This is a genomic window from Streptomyces sp. NPDC005004 (genome assembly GCF_053600675.1).
This window is the reverse complement of record NZ_JBSGAH010000009.1, coordinates 284,140-304,131: the sequence shown is the minus strand read 5'-3', so window position 1 is coordinate 304,131 and position 19,992 is coordinate 284,140. Positions and strand designations below refer to the sequence as shown.

The following is a 19,992-nucleotide window of genomic DNA, read 5'->3' as shown; positions in this document are numbered from 1 at the left end:
CGGCCATCGACGCCGTCGAGATCCTCGCCGAAGCCGGCCGCACCAAGCGGATTCGCGGCACAGCCTGGACCGGCCTCGACCACCGCAGTGAGAGCTGAACTCCCCGTGTCGGAGCGATCCGGCTGCCGGAAGCCGGCCGGGCAGGAGAGGGACCGGGCCGGCTGCGCCAAAAGGTGGTATCGCCGGGCGGTGCCGCGCGGCGCCCGGTCACGGGCCGTGTACGGCATAGATTTCCCGGTCATGGGAGAACGTGGCGATCTCAGCCGCCGGTCGGTACTCAGGGTGGCCGCAATCGGCGGTGTGGCAGTGGTGGCCGACGGGCTGTGGGCCGGTCGGAGCGCATCAGCAACCAGGACGAGCTTCCCGCAGCCGGCAGTGGTCTCGGCGGGTCCGGCGCCCGGCGGGCTGCCGCGCCTGGTGCGGCAGACGCTCGACGTCCGGTTCACGGATGTCACGGTGCCGGGCTACGGCACCGTGACCAGCCGTACCTACAACGGGACGATCCCGGGGCCGACCCTGCGCGTACGTGGCGGCGACACACTGCGGCTCACACACGTCAACGGGCTTCCGCCCAACGCGCCCCACACCGGCGGCCACAACACACCGCACCACGCCAACAGCTTCAACCTGCACACCCACGGGATGCACGTCTCCCCGTCCGGGCACGCCGACAACGTTCTGCGCGAATTCGCCCCGCGCACGCGGGACCAGGTCGCCGCCGGCGCCGCGGAACCGCGCTACGTGTCGACCGTCCACGTCCCGGACGACCATCCCGCCGGCACCTACTGGTACCACCCTCACCTGCACGGCTCCACCGCCGAGCAGATCGCCGGCGGCATGGCCGGGGTGATCGTCGTCGAGGGCGACGTCGACGACGTCCCCGAGGTCAGGGCAGCTGCCGACATCGTGGTCTGCGTCAATGAACTCAAGCTCAAGAAGGGCAAGGTCCCGGCGTTCACGACGAGCGGCTGGTTGACCGGTGTCCCGTCCACGTTCGCTGTCAACGGCACCGTCAACCCCACCCTGCGGCTGCGCCCGGGCGAGGTCCAGCGCTGGCGTCTGGTCGCCGCGACCGCGTTCACCGGCCTGCGCCTGCGGCTGACCGGGGGCGGCGCGGCCCCGGCAATGCATCAGATCGCGCAGGACGGCGTCACCTTCGCCCGGCCCGTACCCGTGGACGAGGTGGAACTGGCCATGGGCAACCGGGCCGACCTCCTGGTCCGCGGCGGCGCGGCCGGCCGGTACGAGCTGCGGGCCGACGGGGTGCCGGTGCCGCTGATGACCATCCAGGTCACCGGCGATCCGATGCGACCGCGGATGAGGTTGCCGGTGTCGCTTCCCCCCGGCAAACCGTTCCTCGACGAGCGGGACATCACCGACCGCACCGCCGACCGCGAGGTGCTCTTCCACGCCGACCCCGGTGTCTTCCCCCAGCCGTTCCCCAACGCCTTCCGCGTCCTGGGCACCCAGGCGACGCCCGCGGCCGACCCTGCCAAGGACCTCGCCCACGACCCGGCGTACGGACTCTTCGATCCCGACTACACCAACCACACCCTCCGCCTGGGAGCCGTCGAGCGCTGGACGGTCCGCACGAGCGAGACGATGCCCGCCTTCAACCACCCCTTCCACCTGCACACCAACCACGTCCTCGTGACCCACCGCAACGGACGACGCCTCGACCCGCCGATCTGGCACGACACCATCGGTCTCGCCGGAGGCAACCCCGGAGACTCCGTCACCTTCCTGGTCAAGTACGAGGACTTCACCGGCCGCACCGTCGCCCACTGCCACCAGCTCCACCACGAGGAACTCGGCATGATGCAGACCGTCCACTACGTCGCCCCCTGAGAGCCGGATCGGGCGACGGCCGCCCAGGCTCCGAGTGCGTGCTTCTGCAGGTGTTCCTTGAACGGGAGCGCGGAGGCCGCGCCAGCGCCAGGCGGACCGGTGCCTACGCGCCGTCCCGGACGATCCCGGCGTAGACGCGCAGGTCGACCTGCCCGGTCGGCACCTTCCACCGACGGAAGGCGTCCATCCCATCGGATGGCCAGCCGGCCTCGTCCTGGTCGGCGACGAAGCGCACCACACGTTGCTGTACGTCGCTCAGGTCATCGAAGGACTGCGGCGGTTCGGCGGGAGCGTCCGGGAAGACCAGTCTGAACAGCGTCCCCGCCGTGTAGTACCTGTCGTAGAACGCCTCGACGCCCCTACGGTCAGCCAGGCCGGCCAGCATGGCATCGACCGCCCGTAGTGTCGTGGCTTCGGATGTCTCGGCCAGGGCCATCGTCGCGAGACCCATGTAGGAGCCGCTCAGGAACGACATGGTCTCGGTCTCCTCGGGCGGCCGGGCGACGACCTGTGTCAGCACGTCCACGACGGCCGGGTCGGCGATGCCGAATCGCGTCAATGCGAAGGCGGCGGCCCAGCGCAGCTCGACGATCGGGCTGTCCAGGTACCGCCGGATGAAGGGGACGGTCGCCGGCTCGCCGAGCAGGCCGAGGGCGACGACTCCCGTCGCCGCCGCGCCGGGCGAGACTTCGTCGGCGATGAAAGCCTCCAAGAGCGGAATCGACGTCGCCGCGGACTCGGGGAACCACGCCAGCAAGTTCGCCGTCCTGGACCGCAGTTCAGGGCTGTCCGAGGTCAGCAGGACGGCGAGTGCGGGAAGTGCTTCGCGGACGGCGTCGTACGAACGCACCACCGCTTCGGCGTCGATGAGCACTTGCGCGCAGCTCCCCTCGCGCTGTGTGCGCTGCTCGTCGTCCGCCGCTTCGTCGATCCACTGAGCCCAGTCGTCGGCTTCGCCGCGGATATCCGCCAGAGCGGCGCGGTCTTCCCGGGGGTCGTAGCCGTTCGGCAGATAGTTGTTGTCCAGCCCGATCGCGATGGCGACCAGCAGACCGACGAACCGATGCCTGTTGACCAGCCTCGGGTCGAGTGCCATCCGCACAAGGAACGGCACGGTGTACGCCGCGGCCTGCGATCGCGTGCCCTGGTGCACGATGTGGTTCGCGAGCTGCGCGATCGGTGGGTGCCTGCCCTCCCAGACCCCCGCCTGCATCGCCCGGAGGTGTCCGGGGACGTCGTCGGCCATGCCGTAGGAGTGCTGGAGCCGGGACCAGGGCACATCGTCCAGGCCGGCGAGAGGGTCGTCATCCGTCACAGCGGCAGATCCTGGCACACCGGGATTCCGTCCTGCGATGCGCGGGCTCATGCGGTCGCCCGAGATCCGGGGTCGAGGAACGCAGGGCAGGCCGGTGCGGAACCTGCACACGCCGCCCTCGAGCACCTGGTGGTGATCCCGCCACCAGCCGCGTGCCGGGCGCAGGGGCGCAGGCTCGTGGCGGCGCATCCCGAGGGAGGCTCCGGCCACGTCACCTCGGACCAGATCATCGAGGTCGACGGCGACCGCGCGCACTGCGCGCTCGGTTCGTCGCGTCGCGCGTCCGGGTGGAACGCCGTCCGGACGGCGGGTTGACCGGCGGGTGTCTTCGGTACGCGGGCGGGCGGCCAGGGCGATGCGCTCGACGACGGCCCGCGTGGCGGCCGGGTCCTTCGGTCACCGTCCGCCGCCGGCCAGAGGGCGCAGCGCGGCCGCCTGGCCGAGACCCGATGCGCCGTCGCGTCCCCGTTCACTCGCCCAGCAGGAGGGCGGCGACCGCGTCCGGGGCTTCGTGCATCGCGTCGTGCCCTGTAGGGAGGTCGTGGACCTGCCAGTCGGGGTCGGATCGGAGCCGGGTGCGCAGTTCGGTGAACGGCGTCCGGTCCTCCCATCCCGAGCAGTAGACGAACTCTCTGCGGGGGACCTGCGCGAAGGTGCCCGAGAGCCGGATCGTCTGCAGGAACGAGGCGAGGGGATGGGGACGGCGGCGGGGATCTCCGCCGTGCGGCGGTCGAACGGCGTAGCCGGTGGACACGGCGCCGGCGGCGAACGCTTCGCGGAAGTGCTCGTTCGTCGCCGTCCAGCATGACTCTCCGTTTCGCGGCACGTAGGCGTCCAGGTGCACCAGCCGTGCGATGCGCCCGCCGGCGCGGTCGGCCGCGGCGGCGATCACCATCCCGGCGTAGCTGTGGCCGACCAGTGTCGCGTCGGTGATGTGGTGGCGGTCGAGGTGCCGCACCACGTCGTCGGCGTGCGTGTCGAGGTTGGCGGTCGCGACCGTCGCCTCGTCGTCGTCCGGCCGCAGGCCGGTCAGGGTCAGGGCGTGAACGGTGTGACCGGCACGTTCCAGCAGGGGAACCACTGCTTCGAACGACCAGGCGCCCTTCCAGGCGCCGGGAACAAGGACGTACGTCGCCACTTTTCTCCCTCTCTCCAGCCGTGGAATTGGGGCACGCCGCGCCGGCACCAAGTGGTCCGACGGGAAACTCCGCGCACCCGAGGACCATGCGGCATGGAGGAAATCTCACCGCGTCCCGGGAGTGGCTCGCTACCGATAGGCTGCCAACTGATGCCCGTTCACCGCCAACCCCGCCGATCCGCCGGCGTGACGTCGTATGTATGGCCCTCCGGCGGGCGTCACCTCTGGCCGTCGGGCGGGACGAGCGCGACGCAGTCGCATGCACAGGGACATCTGGTGTACGCGGCCCGTGGCGTCCTGGCAGTGCACTCCGAGCACGGCACGTCGATCGTTCCCGCCGACCGGGTCGCCTGGACTCCCGCCGACTCCGCCCACCAGCATCGCGCACACGGCGACACCGACATGCGGATCATCTTCCTCACGGCGCACCTCGCCCGGTTCATGCCGGAGGGCCCCGCCGTGTTCCTGGCTTCCGGCCTCGCCCGCGAGGTCGTGCTGGCCCTGACCGGTCCCGGCAACTACGAGGAATCGGCGCCCGGTTACAGCCGCTCCGCGCGCGCTCGCCTGGTCCGGGTCCTCGTCGAGGAACTCCGCGAGGCGGACGAGCAACCCTTGCACCTGCCGGAGCCGCGGGACGACCGGCTGCGGGCCGTCGCCCGCATACTGTCCGAGGACCCGGCGAACAACGCCACGTTGGCCGAGTTCGGGAAGGCGATCGGGGCCGGCACCCGCACCCTCAGCCGGCTCTTCCGCAGCGAACTCGGTATGACCTTCTACGAGTGGCGTACACAGCTACGCCTCTACCACGCGCTCGTCCTCCTGGCCGACGGCCACGACACCCTCCACACCGCCAACGCCTGCGGTTGGGCCAACCCCAGCAGCTTCATCGCGGCGTTCAGCGCTGTCATCGGGACGACGCCGGGCCGCTACCGAACCGGATCCGACCGGCTGACCCCCTGGGGGGAGACGTAAGAGGCACGGGCGGGCGGCCCTGGCAACGAGGTTGGACCGCCCTGGCCGGGTCCCCGCGCAGCGGAAGGTTTCGCGCGACTTCACGATGGCAACCGTCCAGGGATCGCGGCGGGGACCGTTTCGGGTCCGGTCCGTCACGGCGAGTCGGACGATCTGTCCGCCATGGTGCTGCGCAGGGGGGTCTCCGCTTGTGCGGCGACCGCGATCGCGCAGGCGGCGCGTACGAAGGCGGCGACGGCCGGAGAGCGGGCTTCCTGGGGCCACGCGACGACCAGTGTGCAGTGCGGCAGGTCGCTGACCGGGCGGTAGGCGACTCCAGGGCGCGGGTTGCGTCGGGCGACCGAGGCAGGCGCGAAGAACACGATGCCGCCCGTCTCGACGAGGCTGAAGATCTCCGACAGGTTCGAGACCGCTCTCGTCGCCCCGGGCGGAGATGGCGCGGTTCGGCCGTCGTCGGCCGGCGCGCCGGTCGGGAGGTCGCGGCCGGCCAGGTCCGCCAGGCACAGCCGGGTACGGGCGGCCAGCGGGTCGGTTGCCGCCATGGCGACCAGGACCGGCTCGGTCAGCAGCGGCTCGCTGTCCAGCCCTCGGTCGTCGATGGGCAGGAGCGCGAGGGCGACGTCGGCGAGGCCCTCGCGCAGTGCCTGGGGTTGGGCGCCGAACCCACCGAGGACCAGTTCGGGGGGCAGGGCCGCGGGGTCGGTGCTGTAGGCGTCCAGGATCTGCGGCAACAGGCCGCCGTCGATGTCGGCCTTGAGTGCGATGCGCAGCCGGGGCGAGGCGCTGCCCGCGTGCCGGGCCCGGTGAGCGGCGGCGGTGACCGCCTCCAGGGCGGTCCTGGCGTCGCGCAGCAGGATCTCCCCCGCGCCGGTGAGTCTCACCTGCCGGGTGGTCCGTTCGAACAGCGTCACGCCGAGCTGTCGCTCGAGGTCGCGGATGGCTCGGGACAGAGGGGGCTGTGCCATGCCCAGCCGGTCGGCGGCTCGCCCGAAGTGCAGCTCCTCCGCGACCGCGACGAAGTAGCGGAGCTGCCGCACCTCCGGATCATTCATACCTCCAGGGTATCGATAGGGATTGAGGTGGTCCTTCACCTGTGCCGTTGCGCCGGGTTCACTCGAAGACGACCGCCCGGCACGCCCTGTGGGGTTCGCCGTCGACCCCCATGCTTGGAGACACTCGTGATCGTTCTTACTACGCCGACCGGTGACATCGGCCGCCAGGTCCTGGATCGCGTCCTGGACAGCGGTGAGGCTGTTCGGGTGATCGCCCGCGACTCCTCCCGTCTCCCGGGGCACGTGCGTGCGCAGGTCGAGGTGGTGGAGGGCTCACACGCCGACGCGGACACGATCGCGAAGGCGCTGGAGGGCGCCGACCGGCTGTTCTGGCTCGTGCCCCCGGCCGACTTCCGCACCGCCGGCCCCGCCGTGAGCCACTACCTGGACTTCACCCGGGCCGCCGCCCGGGAAGCCGCGGACCAGAACGTGCGGATGGTGCACGTCACCTCCCTGGGACACGGGTACGACGGCGAGGCGGGCCTCCTGTCGGCCGCGCTCGGCATGGACGAGTTGATCGAGAGCACCGGCGTGCGGTACCGGGCGCTGGCGCTGCCGTTCTTCATGGAGAACCTCCTGCGGCAGGCTCAGCCGATCGCACAGCAGGGCGTGTTCTCCATGGCGAACACCGCGGACCGGCCGTTGCAGCTCGTCGCCACCCGGGACGTGGCCGCGGCGGCGGCAGCCCTTCTGCTGGAACCCACCTGGACCGGTCAGGCCCGTGTTCCCCTGGTGAGCCCCGACAGCCTGACGCCCGACGCCATGGCCGAGATCATCTCCGAGACTCTGGGCCGCACGGTGCGCTACCGGCAGATGCCGCTCGCGGACTTCCCGGCCCACATGGCGCAGTTCGGCGCGAGCCCTTCGCTGGCCCAGGACATGGCCGACATGGTGAGCGCGCAGAACAACGGCATCTACGACGCCGAACCCCGCGATCCGGCCACCGCCACGGCCACCGACTTCCGCCAGTGGTGCCGGAACGTCCTCATGCCGGCCGTCCGGTCCTGACCGGCACCCGGGCCGGAGCGGCGCCGGGCTGGGTGAGGAGGTCCGTGTAGGGGCGTCCGATGGTCTCGACCCCCGCGCGGAGGTTCCCCGGCTCGGGGAGGGGCGCCTCCCCGTCGTCGGCCTTCGGTCGCCATCCTGGTGAACAACGCCGGCCCTGCGGCACAGGCGCGCAGTCGTGGGCGCCCGTCCTGTTCAAGGCGAAGCGATCATGCCGTGCGACGATCCCCCTGTGCCGTCCAGGACCGCAGAGGGAGGGCTCCCCCGCGGGCACCACCTTCCAGGTCCGGAGCCCGGAGCCGCCGCAGCCAGCCCTTCGTCAGCGGAGGGCGTGTACCGCCGCGGCGAAGAGCGGCGGCAGCCGGGACGCCACGGGCACGATGAGCCGGGCGCCGGCCGGGCGGCTGCTCGCGGCCAGCAGGGCTCTGGTCAGCAGGCGGTGGCGGCGCGTGGTGCGGGCCCACTCCCGCTCGTACCGCTCCGGCCGGCCCGCCGCGACACAGTGCACGGCGGCCTCGGCCGTCGCCAGGGCGAGTGCGATGCCCTCGCCGGTGAGCGCGTCCACGTAGCCCGCCGCGTCCCCGACGAGCAGTACCCGGCCCTCGACCCTGCGCCGCACCCGCTGGAGCAGCGGCCCCGCGCCTCGTACCTCCGTGGCGGGGGCTCCGCGCAGCGCGGCGGTGAGGGCGGGGAAGTCGGCCAGGTGCTCGTCGTAGCCGCGGCGGACGCGGCTCAGTACCGCGACTCCCACCAGGCCGTCGGCGACCGGGGTCACGTACGCCTCGCCGTGGCCGGACCAGTGGATCTCCACGAAGTCCGTCCACGGGGCGACGTGGTAGTGGCGGCGCAGTCCGTACCGGCCCCGCGCGCCGCGGGGCGGTTCCAGGCCGAGGCGGCGGCGGACGGGAGAGTGCAGACCGTCGGCGGCGATCAGCCAGCGCGCGGTGACGCCGGCGGCGGTGACGCTGTCCTGCGTCTGGCGCACTTCGCCGACCTTGCCGGGGACGATCCGTACGCCGAGACCGAGGGCGCGCTCGTGCAGGGCGTGGTGCAGGGTCGTACGGCGGACGCCCAGCCCGGGGCGGTCGCGGAAGGGTGCTTCGGCGCGGCGGCGGCCGTCCACGTAGCGGATGCCGCGCAGCTCCCGGCCCACTGGCTCCACGCCCAGCGCCCGGAGGGCGGCGACACCGCCCGGCATGACGCCCTCGCCGCACGCCTTGTCCACGGGCGCCGTGCGCGGTTCGACCACCACCGCGGTCAGCCCGGCCAGCGTGGCGTGCACGGCCGCCGCGAGCCCGGCCGGGCCACCACCGGCCACCAGGACGTCGATCATGCCGGAACCGGTGTGCCGGCGGCGGTCAGCGCCTGGTTCTCGCAGCGAACGCGCACGGTCAGCACGGCGGCGTTCAGGATCGTGAAGACGACGGCGGTCACCCAGGCGGTGTGCACCAGGGGCAGCGCCACCCCCTCCGCCACCACGGCCACGTAGTTCGGGTGCCGCAGCAGCCGGTACGGCCCCCGGGCGACCAGCGGCAGCCCCGGTACGACGATCACGCGGGTGTTCCAGCGCGGTCCGAGGGTCCCGATGCACCACCACCGCAATGCCTGCGCGCCCACCAGCACGGCCAGCGTCGGCCAGCCCAGCGCGGGCACGAACGGCCGGGTGCCGAGCCACACTTCGAGCGGACAGCCCACCAGGAGACCCACGTGCAGGGCGACCATCGCCGGATAGTGCCCGTCGCCCGCCACGATCGCCCCGCGTGCCCTGCTCCACCGCTCGTTGCGGCGGGCCACGACCAGTTCGGCGACCCGCTCACCCGCGACGGCGGCCACCAGCAGCGCGTACCAGATCATGTGTCCTCCTGTCGTGCTCACCAGCTCAGCAGCACCAGTTCGCAGGCCAGCCCCGGCCCGACGGCCAGCAGCAGTCCCGGAGTGCCGGGCGGCGGACGGCGTTCGGAGAGGGTGTCGCGCAGGACGTGGAGGACGGAGGACGAGGAGAGGTTGCCCACCTCGGCCAAGTGGCGCCAGCTGAGGCCGAGTTCCTCGCCGGGGAGGTCGAGCGCCTCGGTGACGGCCTCCAGGACGCGGGGTCCGCCGGGGTGGCACACCCAGGCCGTCACGTCCTGCGGTTTCAGCCCGTGGTCGCCGAGCAACTCCTCCACGTCGTCGGCCAGATGGTGACGGAGCGCCTGGGAGATGCCGGGGTCGAGGACGACCTTGAAGCCGGAGTCCCCGATGTCCCAGCCCAGCAGACCGCCCGCGTCGGGGTACAGACGGCTGCGGGCGTCCATGACCGTGGGGCCGGTGAACGCGTCCGCGCGGTCGGCTCCGCAGGCCACCACGGCGGCGGCGCCGTCGCCGAAGAGGCCGGTGGCGACCAGGTTGGCCGTGGAGCCGTCCCCGCGCTGGAAGGTGAGCGAGCACAGCTCGACCGACAGCAGCACCGCCACCTGCTCGGGGCGCCCCAGCAGGAAGTCGTGCACGCGTGCCAGCCCGGCGGCGCCCCCGGCACAGCCCAGCCCGAACAGCGGTACCCGCCGCACGTCCGGCCGCAGCCCGAGCCGGACCGCCACCCGCGCGTCGACGGACGGGACGGCGACCCCGGTGACCGAGGTGAATACCAGCAGGTCCACGTCGGCCGGTGACAGCCCGGCGGCGCGCAGCGCGTCCCGGGTCGTACGGACGCCCAGGTCGGTGGCGGTGGTGATGTAGAGGTCGTTGGCGGCGCCGAAGCCGTCCATCGTCTCGTAGCGGTCGAGCGGCAACGTCATGTGGCGGGAGCGGACCCCGGCATTGCGGTGCAGGCGGTCCAGCATCAGGCGGTCGGCGCCCCGGGGCAGGCAGGCGGCGGCCACCATGTCGGTGATGTCCGCCTGGGCGAAGCGGTACGGCGCGAGGGCACCGTGCACGGCGGCGATCCGCGTCATGGCGCTCCCGTACGTCGACCGAACCGGGTGGACTCACCAGCCCTTCCCGGGGCGGCCGGCCCGGCACCAGAGATCGCCCGTCCGGCCGTCCGGGATCGTGGCACGCCCCGCGCGGCCGCCCTCCGGGCGACGACGGGAATTGTCGGACAGGTCCTAGGATCGCCGGGTGGTGACTCCCGAACAGTCGACGATCCCGGCTCGCAAGGTCTTCGCCCTGGCCGGGGCGTGCCACCCCGGCCCGTTGATGGCGGTCACCGCGCTGACGGCGGCGCTCGCCGTGACGGCGGGTCAGGCGCCGGGCCGCTGTCTGCTCACCACCGGCGCCGTGCTCACCGGGCAGCTCTCCATCGGCTGGTGCAACGACGCCGTCGACGCGCGCCGGGACAGTGCCACGGGCCGCCGGGGCAAGCCCGTCGCGGACGGCGCGATCGGGGCCGGGCAGGTGTGGACGGCCGCGGGTGGTGCGCTGGCCGTGTGCGTGCCGCTCTCCTTCGCCTGCGGGTGGTCCGCGGGCGCCGTGCATCTGACCGCCGTCGCGGCCGCGTGGGCGTACGACCTGCGGCTCAAGGCGACCGGCTGGTCCTGGGCGCCGTACGCGGTGTCCTTCGCCGCGCTCCCGGCCTTCGTCACGCTGGGTCTGCCCGGGCGGCCGTGGCCCGCCTGGTGGGTCCTGACCGCCGGTGCGCTCCTGGGTATCGGCGCCCACCTCGGGAACGTGCTGCCGGACATCCGGGGCGACCTGGCGACCGGCGTACGGGGCTGGCCCCAGCGACTGGGCCCCCGCCGGGTACGGCTACTGCTGCCGGTGCCGCTGGTCACCGCGTCCGCCCTGCTGGCGCTCGGGCCCGCCAGGCCGCCCGGCACCCGGCAGGTGGCCGCGCTGGCGGCGGCCGGGCTGATCGCGGTGGCCGGGACGGTGCTGGGCCGCCGCCGGGAGCGGGCCGCGTTCGCGGCGGCGGTCGCCGTGGCGGCGCTGGACGTGGCGCTGCTGCTGGGCGGCGGCCTCGGGAAGGGCTGAAGCCGTGACCACCGACATCCGCGTGGCGATCGCCGAGGACGGGGGCGCAGGCCCGGCAGCGGCTCCGCCGCAAGTGTTATGGTACTGAGTACCAGATGGTACTCGATACCAAGGAGTGCGCCATGGACAGCCGAACCATCGTGTTGACCGGAGTCACCCGCGGTTTCGGCCGCGAGGCCGTCGAGTCGCTGATCCGGGCACGGCCGCAGGACCACTACGTCGTACTGGCTCGCCGGGGCGGCGATCGCCTCGCCGCGGAACTCGCCGGGGCCACCGGCGCCGCCGGGGTCACGGGCCTGGACTGCGACCTGGCTTCGCTCGCCGAGATCAGGAGGGCGGTGGCGGAGATTCTGCGTGGACTCGACACCGGGTCCCTCCCGCCGCTCGGCGGCTGTCTCGGCAACGCCGGCCTGACGCTCACGACGACCGGCGAGCGCACCACGGACGGCTACGAGATGACCTTCGGGGTCAATGTGCTGTCCCACTACCTGCTCGTCAGGGAGTTGCTGCCCCGGTTCACCGGACCGGGCTGGATCGTGCTCACCTCGAGCGACTGCCACTTCGGGCAGTTCCGCTACACGCTCGGCGCCACGGCGGCGCCACGCTGGGAGACGCCTGAGCGACTGGCCACACCGCGTGCCGGTGGGGCGCGGGAGGCCGGGCGGGCGTACGCGACCAGCAAACTCGGCGTCATCCACCTGGCCCACGCGCTGGCCCGCCGCGCGCCCGACGGCGTCGGCGTCTACTCCTACAACCCGGCGCTCGTCGCGGGCACCGATTTCTTCCGCCACGCCCCGGGCCCCGTACGGGGTGTGCTCGACGGGTACTTCCGGCTCCAGCGACTTCTCGGCCGGGGCATGACGCCGCGACAGGCGGGCGCCCGGCTCGCCGAGACGATCCTGACCGGGCCGACGGCATCGACCGGGTCCTACCTCGATCGCGGCCGTGCCGTCCCGTCGTCGCCGGAGTCGTACGACGAGGCGCGCGAGGAGGAGCTGTGGCGCGAGGCCGGCCGCCTCGTCGAGGCCGGCCGCGGGGCCGAAGGGGCGGATATCCTGGCGGAATGAGCGTGGACAAGTCTCCCGTGGAGTCGTTGCGGGACCGCAAACGCCGCCGGACCCGGGAACGGATCGTCGAGACGGCCTTCGCGCTCTTCATGGAGCGGGGGTTCGATGTCGTCACGGTGGACGAGATCGCCCAGCGGGCCGAGATCGGCCGCACCACCTTCTTCCGCTACTTCGGCGACAAGCAGGAAGTCGTCTTCTCGACCGAGGACGACTTCCTGCACGCGCTCACCGCGGCCATGCGCGAGGCGCCCGCCGAGCCGCTCCAGGAGCTCGCAACGGCACTGGCCGCGTCCCGGCGGCTGCTGCTCGCGCTCTGCACCGAGGCCGCCCGCAACCCCGGCCACTACGCGGTGTACCACCGTCTGGTCACGCAGCACCCCGAGCTGGAAGACCGCCACACCCGCAAGACCCGGCACTACGCCGACCTCCTCGAGAAGCACCTGATCGACCACGGCACCGCGCCGGCCACCGCCGTCCTCGCCGCCCAGTTGACCCTCGGCTGCTACCAGACGGCGTGGCGCCTGGGCGGCACGGACGCGACGGCGGTGCTCCGCGAGGCAGACGACGCCTTCGACCTCCTGCTGGGCGCCACCGCCGTCTGACCGGCGCACCGGCCTCCGCCGGTCGCGTCCCGGACGAACCGGCCCACCCTCCCGGCGGTCGATTCACGTGGCGTTTTGCACGGCTGTCACCCATAGGTCCGGGTAGCGTCGGCCGCACGAAGGGCGAGAGGACTTCCCTCCGCCGCCAGCTGCGGGTCCGGCCGGATCGATCGGAGGTGTGGTCGTGTCGGTCGACATGAGCACCGTGGACGAAGCGAAGTTGAACGAACTGCTGGGGAAGGTCGTGACCGATCTGGGCGCGGTCGCGGCGGCGCCCCTGGTCCTGGTCGGGGAGAGGCTGGGGCTTTTCCGGGCCCTGGCGGACGGCGAGGGCGTCACGCCGGGGCAGCTCGCGGAGCGCACCCGGACCGCCGAGCGCAACGTCCGCGAATGGCTGGCCGCGATGGCCGCCGGCGGATACCTGACCTACGAGGGCGACGACCGCTTCCGCATGTCACCGGAACAGAGCGCGGTCTTCGCCGACGAGAACAGCCCGGCCTTCGCGCTGGGCGGGTACCAGGCGTTCCTGTCCTGCGGCTCGGCCGAGGAACGGGACAGGCTGGAGCGGGCCTTCCGGGACGGCCGCGGCGTGGGCTGGCAGGAACATCACCCGGACCTGTTCGCGGGGACGGGCCGCTTCTTCCGTCCGGGCTACGCCGCGCATCTGGTGGACGAGTGGCTGCCCGCGCTGACCGGCGTGGTGGAGAGGCTGCGCGCCGGTGGCAGGGCCGCCGACGTGGGCTGCGGACTGGGCCACTCCACCATGATGATCGGCACGGCGTTCCCGAGCGCGCTGGTGACCGGCTTCGACAGTCACCGGCCGTCCGTCGACGCGGCCCGGGAGCTGGCCGCCGAGAGCGGTGTCGAGGACCGGGTCTCGTTCGAGGTGGCCGGCGCCAAGGACTTCGGCGGCGGGCCGTACGAACTGATCACGTTCTTCGACTGCCTGCACGACATGGGCGACCCGGTCGGCGCCTTGGCGCACAGCGGGGAGCGGTTGGCCGAGGGCGGCAGCATCATGCTCGTGGAGCCGCTGGCGGGCGACCGGCTGGAGGAGAACCTGAACCCGCTCGGCCGCACGTTCTACGGTGCCTCGGCCCTGATCTGCACACCGGCCTCGCAGTCCCAGGAGGTCGGCCGCGCCCTGGGCGCCCAGGCGGGCGAGGAGCGCACCCGCCAGGTCGCGTCGGAGGCGGGCCTGACCCGGTTCCGCCGGGCGGCAGAGACCCCGTTCAACATCGTGTACGAGGTCCGCGCCTGACGGTGGAACACCGGGGAGACGCCCCCTAGCGCGTCACCGCGTCGGGACTCGGGGCCTCGGACGTCTCCGGGGCCGCGGGCCTGCTCGCCAGGGTGAAGACAATGCGGGTGCCTTCGGTGTGTTCGAGGTCGACGGAGATGGTTCCGCCGTGGAACTCGACGATCTTCTTGCACATCGCGAGGCCGATGCCGCTGCCCTGGTACCGGTCCTTGGTGTGCAGCCGCTGGAAGATGACGAAGACCTGCTCGGCGTACTCGGCGGCGATGCCGATGCCGTTGTCGGTGACGGCGAACCGCCAGAAGTCACCCTCCCGTTCGGCGGAGATGTGGATGGCCGGTGTCTCGCCGGGGCGGCGGAACTTGATGGCGTTGCCGACCAGGTTCTGCCACAACATGCCCATCTGGGTGGAGTCGGCGATCAGGGTCGGCAGCTCGTCCCGTGTGATCACCGCTCCGGATTCCTCGATGCTGACGCTGATGGCGGTCAGCGTCCGCTTGATCACCGTGTTGAGGTCGACGCTCTGGTGGGCGTGATGGACGCGTCCGACACGGGAGAACTCGAGCAGGTCGTTGATGAGGGTCTGCATACGGTTCGCGCCGTCGACCGCGAAGTCGATGTACTGGTCCGCCCGTTCGTCGAGCTGGCCGCCGTACCGCCGCTGGAGGAGCTGCGTGAAGCTGGACACCTTCCGCAGGGGTTCCTGGAGGTCGTGCGAGGCCACGTACGCGAACTGCTCCAGCTCCGCGTTGGACCGCTTGAGGTCGGCGGACTGCGCGTCCAGGCGCAGCCGGGCGTCCTCGCTGAACTCCAGTTCCCGCACCAGCCTTTGGCGCATGGACTCGATCTCGCCGCTGAGCTGTCGCAGGTCGGCGGGGCCGGTCGGGGTGATCGGATGGCCGAAGTCGCCCTCCGCGATGGTCCGGGCGTCCGCCCCGATCTGTTCCAGGGGCGTGGTGACGCCCCGGCGCAGCGCCTCGAAGACGATCACGGCGAGGGTCACGATGACGGCCGCGATGGCTGCGAAGATCCAGTTCCGCAGGCTCATCGTGGCGGCCAGCTCCGCCCGGGAGGACGCCCGGTCGGCGCGCAGCCGGTCCTGCTGGGCAGCCATGGCCCTCCGCATGGCGTCGAAGTCCGCCTTGCCCCCGGCCGCGCTCTGCGCGGCCACCGGCGAGGGCTTGCCGGCCGGTGAGGCCACGACCGGCCGCGCGATCCGCGCCTGCCACTTCTCGATGTGGTCCTCGACGTCCTTCAGGTCACGCAGGCGGGCGGTGTTGCCCCGGAGGAGGACCGACAGGCTCTTCATGGACGTCTTCTGCTGGCTGAGCCCCTGCCGGTAGGGCGCGAGGAAGTCGGCGCGGCCCGTGAGTCCGTAGCCGCGAATGCCCGTCTCCTGGTTGAGCAGCGCCGATTCCAGCCGGATCGAGACCGTCAGCGCGGGGGACTTCACGTCCACCAGGTCGTCGCTGATCGACGCGGTCCGCTCCAGGACCCAGGCTCCGGTCGCTCCCAGGAGCAGCAGGACGGACATCGCGACGGTGACTCCGAGGCGAAGCCAGCGCCGGGTGGTCCACTGGGACAACTCCCGCCCGTGTGACGGCTTCTCGACGACGGTCATCCTCTGTCTCCTCCGCGGTGACGGCCGCGCTCACGGCGGCGCAGCCACACCTTATGGGACGACGACAACCGTTGTTGTCGGGGGTGACGCCGAGGACTTACCCTGCTCGTCATGCCTGGCAAGAACTTCGTTGCGCCAACCACCCCGCAGGAGACGGCCGCGCTCGCGGACGCTGCGGTCGACGAACTCTCGCGGCGCATCGCCCGTCAGCTCACGGAAGGCGTCCCCCGTTCCCTGCTGCCGGACGATCCCTCGCAGGCGCTGACCCGGCTGCACGTGCTGACCCACATCCAGCGGGCCGCCGAACGCCTCCAGCGTGCTGCGGCCGTGGACGCCGCACGTGCGGGCGCCGGTTACCCCCAGATCGGCGAAGCCGGCGGCATGACACGCCAGGGCGCCCGGCGGCGCTGGCCGGGACTCTTCACCCACTCCAATGAAGCACCCACGGAGCATCCGATGATGACCACCCCCGCTCGCCCCTACGACGTCCTGCTCGTCGAGGACGACGTCGCCGACGCCCTCCTCATCGAGGAGGCACTCTCCGAGCGCGGCGCGCGCAACCTGGTCCAGGTCACCGACGGAGTCGCCGCGCTGGAGCACCTGCGCGCCCCGGGCAGCGTGCGTCCCGACCTCATCGTGCTCGACCTCAACATGCCGCGCATGAACGGCCGGGAGCTGCTCCAGATCCTCAAGGCGGACGAGGATTTCCAGACCATTCCCGTCGTCGTCCTCACCACTTCCTCCGCCCCGGACGACGTCACGGGCGCGTACCACAGTCACGCCAACGCCTATGTGACCAAGCCCGTGAACCTCTCGGAGTTCGAGCAGGCCGTCCAGAGCATCGACGCCTTCTACCTGGAGACCGCCACCCGTCCGCCCCGCGGCTGAGGCAGGCTCCCCCACCGCGGCCCCGGCCCGCCCGACAGCACCGCCCTGTCCGGGCGCGTGCCGGTCGTGACCGGGCGGCTTCGGGGTACCGGCCGCCGCGCGGCGGTCGCGCTCGCGGTCGCCGGTGCGGATGTCGCCGGGCTCGGCATCGTGGCCGAGGCGAGTCCGCGGACGGCGTTCGTGGCGGAGGCCGGCGCCGTCGGTCACCGGGGGCGCCATCGCGCGTGACCGCGTGACTGCTTCACGATGACCGGACCTGCCCGGTGGTGTCACACCTCGCGCCAGCGGGCGTTGCACCAGGAGAACACGCCGAACGCGGCCAGCCCCAGCGCGATCAGCGCCAGCAGCCAAGGCCCGGCGGGCAGGTCCCGGAACGACCGCAGGGTGTCGTCCATGCCCTTGGCCTTGCCCGGCTCGTGCTGTACGGCGGCGATCAGCGCGAACACTCCGGCCACGCCGAAGACGATGCCGCGAGCGGCGCCGCCGCCCACGCCCAGGATCTCGACGGTCCGCCGCACCGTGGGGGACATCTCGCCGGTGCGCAGGTGCTTGCAGAACTTCCGCATGACGGCCCGTACCGCGATGTAGATGCCCGCGCCGACCACCACGAGTCCGGCGGCCCCGACGATCCACTGGCCGCCGGGCCACTTGAGCACCATCGCGGTCACGTCGTCGCTCTGCTTGTCCGAGGAGCCGCTGCCGCTGCCCTTGTCCCCGGCGGCGTAGGACAGTACCGAGTAGCAGACGAAGGCGTAGAAGACGGCGCGCGCGGCGGACAGCGCCCGCTTGGACGCCTTGTGGCCATCACCCCCGGCGGCGCCGAACACCGCTTCGGACAGCCGCCACAGGGCCATGCCGGCCAGCGCGATGCCGAGAATCCACAGCATGGCGGCGCCGAACGGCTTCTCCGCCAGTTCGGCGAGAGCGCCGCCGCGGTCGGCCTGCTTGCCGCCGCTGTCACCGCCCAGGGCCATCTGGAGGGCTATGACGCCGACGAGCAGGTAGATCAGTCCACGAGCCGCGAAGCCGGCCTTCGCCGCCGCGACCATCACCGGGCCGTCGGCCGCTCGCCGCGCCTGCCCCCAGCCACCCTCGGTCAGAACACTTGAATCCATGACAGACCCGATGCCCCGGCGCGTCCGCGTCACGCCTGGGCGGCGCACGCGAGGGTGAGGTCTGGCCGGAACGCCTATTCCCGGGCCTGGTTCGGGTCGACCGGAATCTCCCGTGCCGTGTTCTCGGCGCGCTTCTCGGCGGTCAGCCCCTGGGCCGCGGTGCCGCAGCAGCGGTCGTACTGGTTCTGCCAGTCCGTCATGAACGTTGCGTAGTTGGACTGGCCGGTCAGCTTCAGGTCCGTCTCGTCGTTGTGCCAGATGCCGTTGCTCGTCCAGTTCGAGGAACCGACGAAAATGAGCTTGGAATTGGCCGCACCCGCGTAAGTGCCGCTGACCATCATGTACTTGTCGTGCGTGTAGTGCAGGGCGTTGCCGTTCGTGTCGGTGCCGCGGGTGGTGTCGTGCACGTCGATGTTCGGCCGGTCCTTCAGATAGCTCTGCACGCTGTCGTCGACCTGGCCGGCGGTGAGGAGAATGTGGATCTTGACGCCGGTCCGGGCCAGGCTCACCAGTTTCTTCGGCAGCTCCAGATAGTTGCGGTCGCCCGGCTGGCCGTGCGAAGTCCACTGGAACATGGCGATGTTGATCGCGGCGGGGGCCTTGACGTTGTTCAGGAAGTCGACCCAGGTGTCGCTGCCGGAGCGGGCCTTGGGCCACTGGTAGGAGTGCGGGGACAGACTCCTGGCCGCCTTGCCGTCGGTGGAGTCGTAGTAGTCGGGCACCAGCGGGCCCGGGCCGTTGAGCGCTCCCTTGGCCATGGCGGTGAAGTAGCGCACGTAGGAGTTGTACAGGTCGACGTTGCCCTTGACGGTGGCGCTGCTGTTCCACGCGGTACCGGCCTGGGCGGAGGTGGGGTTGGCGCTGCTGACGGTCACCGTCCTGTTCGCGTCCTGCCCGCCGCTGAGCATGTAGTACTTCGCGTGCAGCGCGGAGCCGCTGTAGTGGGTCAGACAACCGCCCGGGCACAGCGCGGCGAAGCTGGAGGCCCGCGGGTCGTTGCCCAACTCGGTGACCATCGACTGCCAGACCGCGTTGTCGCTGTGGGAGTCCATCAGCGCCTTGACGACGACTCCGCGCTGGTGCGCGGCGATCAGGGCGTTGGCGAAGTCCGGGCCGGGTGCCGTGTTGCCGATCGAGTACATGGCGACGCGGATGGTCTGCCCGCAACTGGCGCTGTTGATCGAGTCGATGATCGGACCCATGATCTTCATCTGGGCGGCGGGGTCCTCCGGGTCGTTGAAGCGCGCGCCCGGGGTGGAGGTGAACGTCCGCTGTTCGCAACTGAGCGGTGTTTTGGCCTTCTTGACCGCGGCGTGCGCCGGTGTCAGCGACAGGACGGTGACGACCAGTGCGGTGATCAACGTGAACGTTCTCTTCATGAACGGCCTTTCGCCGGGCTGTCGATGACGAGTCGGGTTGCCACGAGAGGCCCGCAGGAACCATGCCGCCGTGCGCGGAATCTACTGCTGTCCCACTGATTGTTCCGGAATCAGTGTGCAGTCCCCGCCTCGCACGTCGCAAGATCCCTCGAGTGAGTGACCCGGCCGCCCCGTCCCTCACCCCCGGCGCCGGCGAAGTGCCCGGTCCCGGCCGCCCGGTGTCGGCTCGGTTCACCAACGGGCCCGCAGGAAAACGTCGTTGTGGGGCATGACGGCGGTGTACAGAGGCCTGCGTTCGCCCGCGTACACGGGCAGGAGCGCGGCCGCGTGGGCGCGGGACATCCGGGTGGCCGTTTCGGGGAACTCGTCGTCCTCGGCGATGGCGCTGGTGATGGTGATGGTGATGGTGCCGTCGTCGTCCTGCCGGACGCCTTCGATCAGGCCATCGACGGGCAGGGTTCGCAGGACGGCGTCGATGTCGGTGGACAGGGACGGCCAGACGGCGAGACGGGCGCGGGGAGCCCGTCCAGCCCGAAGCCGTCCACAGGTGGCTCCACGCCGAACTGGGCCGCTCGCCGTGATCGCCGGCGGTGTCCTCGCCGCCGACGCGGTACCCGTGTTCGTCACGGTCGGCGGGGTCGTACTTGGTGACGCGGTAGCAGTGGTGGAGCTGCACCGCCCCGTCAACCGGCATGCGTGAGGCGCCCTGTGCGTCGCGGGCGGTCGGGCGGGTTGCGGCGGGCCGGGCGGCGAACAGCCGCTGCGACGCGTTCACGGGAAGTCC

General features: G+C 71.9%; 19 protein-coding genes. 9 read left to right on the top strand and 10 right to left on the bottom strand.

Features of this window, described 5'->3' with window-relative positions:
- The first annotated feature begins 300 nt into the window (after positions 1 to 300).
- Positions 301 to 1,848: a multicopper oxidase family protein gene (locus tag ACWEEU_RS15885; RefSeq protein WP_451732677.1), complete on the top strand. Its 1,548-nt coding sequence runs from the start codon at positions 301 to 303 to the stop codon at positions 1,846 to 1,848.
- Between the two features lie 103 nt (positions 1,849 to 1,951).
- Here the strand turns inward: ACWEEU_RS15885 and ACWEEU_RS15880 are convergent, their stop codons facing one another.
- Positions 1,952 to 3,163: a HEAT repeat domain-containing protein gene (locus tag ACWEEU_RS15880; RefSeq protein WP_451732674.1), complete on the bottom strand. Its 1,212-nt coding sequence runs from the start codon at positions 3,161 to 3,163 to the stop codon at positions 1,952 to 1,954.
- 469 nt (positions 3,164 to 3,632) lie between these two features.
- On the bottom strand, positions 3,633 to 4,301 hold the full coding sequence (locus tag ACWEEU_RS15875; protein WP_451732671.1) for an alpha/beta fold hydrolase: 669 nt from the start codon (positions 4,299 to 4,301) through the stop codon (positions 3,633 to 3,635).
- A gap of 276 nt (positions 4,302 to 4,577) precedes the next feature.
- Between ACWEEU_RS15875 and ACWEEU_RS15870 the strand changes: the two genes are divergently transcribed.
- Complete coding sequence (locus ACWEEU_RS15870) at positions 4,578 to 5,273, top strand: AraC family transcriptional regulator (protein ID WP_451732668.1); 696 nt, start codon at positions 4,578 to 4,580, stop codon at positions 5,271 to 5,273.
- Positions 5,274 to 5,407: 134 nt separating this feature from the next.
- Here ACWEEU_RS15870 and ACWEEU_RS15865 read toward each other — a convergent pair whose 3' ends face one another.
- Positions 5,408 to 6,325 carry a LysR family transcriptional regulator gene (locus tag ACWEEU_RS15865; RefSeq protein WP_451732666.1) on the bottom strand — a complete coding sequence of 306 codons (918 nt, stop codon included), beginning with the start codon at positions 6,323 to 6,325 and terminating at the stop codon, positions 5,408 to 5,410.
- A 126-nt stretch (positions 6,326 to 6,451) separates the two neighbouring features.
- Between ACWEEU_RS15865 and ACWEEU_RS15860 the strand changes: the two genes are divergently transcribed.
- Positions 6,452 to 7,333, top strand: coding sequence for an NmrA family NAD(P)-binding protein (locus ACWEEU_RS15860; RefSeq protein WP_451732663.1), 882 nt, complete (start codon positions 6,452 to 6,454; stop codon positions 7,331 to 7,333).
- Positions 7,334 to 7,649: 316 nt separating this feature from the next.
- Here the strand turns inward: ACWEEU_RS15860 and ACWEEU_RS15855 are convergent, their stop codons facing one another.
- The 3 genes from ACWEEU_RS15855 to ACWEEU_RS15845 are packed head-to-tail and all read right to left on the bottom strand — an operon-like array spanning position 7,650 to position 10,260.
- Positions 7,650 to 8,663: an NAD(P)/FAD-dependent oxidoreductase gene (locus ACWEEU_RS15855; protein ID WP_451732660.1), complete on the bottom strand. Its 1,014-nt coding sequence runs from the start codon at positions 8,661 to 8,663 to the stop codon at positions 7,650 to 7,652.
- On the bottom strand, positions 8,660 to 9,184 hold the full coding sequence (locus tag ACWEEU_RS15850) for an isoprenylcysteine carboxyl methyltransferase family protein (protein WP_385744593.1): 525 nt from the start codon (positions 9,182 to 9,184) through the stop codon (positions 8,660 to 8,662). Before ACWEEU_RS15850 ends, ACWEEU_RS15855 begins: the two co-directional genes overlap by 4 nt.
- Before the next feature lie 17 nt (positions 9,185 to 9,201).
- Positions 9,202 to 10,260, bottom strand: a complete 1,059-nt coding sequence (locus ACWEEU_RS15845) for a type III polyketide synthase (RefSeq protein WP_451732657.1) — start codon at positions 10,258 to 10,260, stop codon at positions 9,202 to 9,204.
- A gap of 166 nt (positions 10,261 to 10,426) precedes the next feature.
- On the opposite strand from ACWEEU_RS15845, the gene ACWEEU_RS15840 reads away from it, so the two are divergent.
- From ACWEEU_RS15840 to ACWEEU_RS15825, 4 genes are all read left to right on the top strand, one after another.
- Positions 10,427 to 11,278, top strand: coding sequence for a UbiA family prenyltransferase (locus tag ACWEEU_RS15840; RefSeq protein ID WP_451732654.1), 852 nt, complete (start codon positions 10,427 to 10,429; stop codon positions 11,276 to 11,278).
- Between the two features lie 122 nt (positions 11,279 to 11,400).
- The gene (locus ACWEEU_RS15835) at positions 11,401 to 12,345 is read left to right on the top strand and encodes an SDR family NAD(P)-dependent oxidoreductase (protein WP_451732651.1); all 945 of its coding nucleotides are present in this window, start codon (positions 11,401 to 11,403) and stop codon (positions 12,343 to 12,345) included.
- Complete coding sequence (locus ACWEEU_RS15830) at positions 12,342 to 12,947, top strand: TetR/AcrR family transcriptional regulator (RefSeq protein WP_451732648.1); 606 nt, start codon at positions 12,342 to 12,344, stop codon at positions 12,945 to 12,947. Before ACWEEU_RS15835 ends, ACWEEU_RS15830 begins: the two co-directional genes overlap by 4 nt.
- 184 nt (positions 12,948 to 13,131) lie before the next feature.
- Positions 13,132 to 14,208, top strand: a complete 1,077-nt coding sequence (locus ACWEEU_RS15825) for a methyltransferase (RefSeq protein WP_385742485.1) — start codon at positions 13,132 to 13,134, stop codon at positions 14,206 to 14,208.
- A 25-nt stretch (positions 14,209 to 14,233) separates the two neighbouring features.
- Here the strand turns inward: ACWEEU_RS15825 and ACWEEU_RS15820 are convergent, their stop codons facing one another.
- Positions 14,234 to 15,826 (bottom strand): sensor histidine kinase, encoded by a 1,593-nt coding sequence (locus ACWEEU_RS15820; RefSeq protein ID WP_451732645.1) that lies wholly within the window; start codon positions 15,824 to 15,826, stop codon positions 14,234 to 14,236.
- Positions 15,827 to 15,937: 111 nt separating this feature from the next.
- Here ACWEEU_RS15820 and ACWEEU_RS15815 point away from each other — a divergent pair, with 111 nt between their 5' ends.
- Together ACWEEU_RS15815 and ACWEEU_RS15810 are read left to right on the top strand one after the other, a co-directional pair.
- Complete coding sequence (locus ACWEEU_RS15815; RefSeq protein WP_385742482.1) at positions 15,938 to 16,714, top strand: response regulator; 777 nt, start codon at positions 15,938 to 15,940, stop codon at positions 16,712 to 16,714.
- 66 nt (positions 16,715 to 16,780) lie between these two features.
- Positions 16,781 to 16,942 carry a hypothetical protein gene (locus ACWEEU_RS15810; RefSeq protein WP_385742480.1) on the top strand — a complete coding sequence of 54 codons (162 nt, stop codon included), beginning with the start codon at positions 16,781 to 16,783 and terminating at the stop codon, positions 16,940 to 16,942.
- A 41-nt stretch (positions 16,943 to 16,983) separates the two neighbouring features.
- On the opposite strand, the gene ACWEEU_RS15805 is transcribed toward ACWEEU_RS15810, so the two are convergent.
- From ACWEEU_RS15805 to ACWEEU_RS15795, 3 genes are all read right to left on the bottom strand, one after another.
- On the bottom strand, positions 16,984 to 17,829 hold the full coding sequence (locus tag ACWEEU_RS15805; RefSeq protein WP_385742478.1) for a DUF1206 domain-containing protein: 846 nt from the start codon (positions 17,827 to 17,829) through the stop codon (positions 16,984 to 16,986).
- 74 nt (positions 17,830 to 17,903) lie between these two features.
- Entirely contained in the window at positions 17,904 to 19,208 is a 1,305-nt protein-coding gene (locus ACWEEU_RS15800; RefSeq protein ID WP_451732640.1) for a phospholipase D-like domain-containing protein, read from the bottom strand.
- Between the two features lie 231 nt (positions 19,209 to 19,439).
- Complete coding sequence (locus tag ACWEEU_RS15795) at positions 19,440 to 19,835, bottom strand: hypothetical protein (protein ID WP_451732637.1); 396 nt, start codon at positions 19,833 to 19,835, stop codon at positions 19,440 to 19,442.
- Between the last annotated feature and the right edge of the window lie 157 nt (positions 19,836 to 19,992).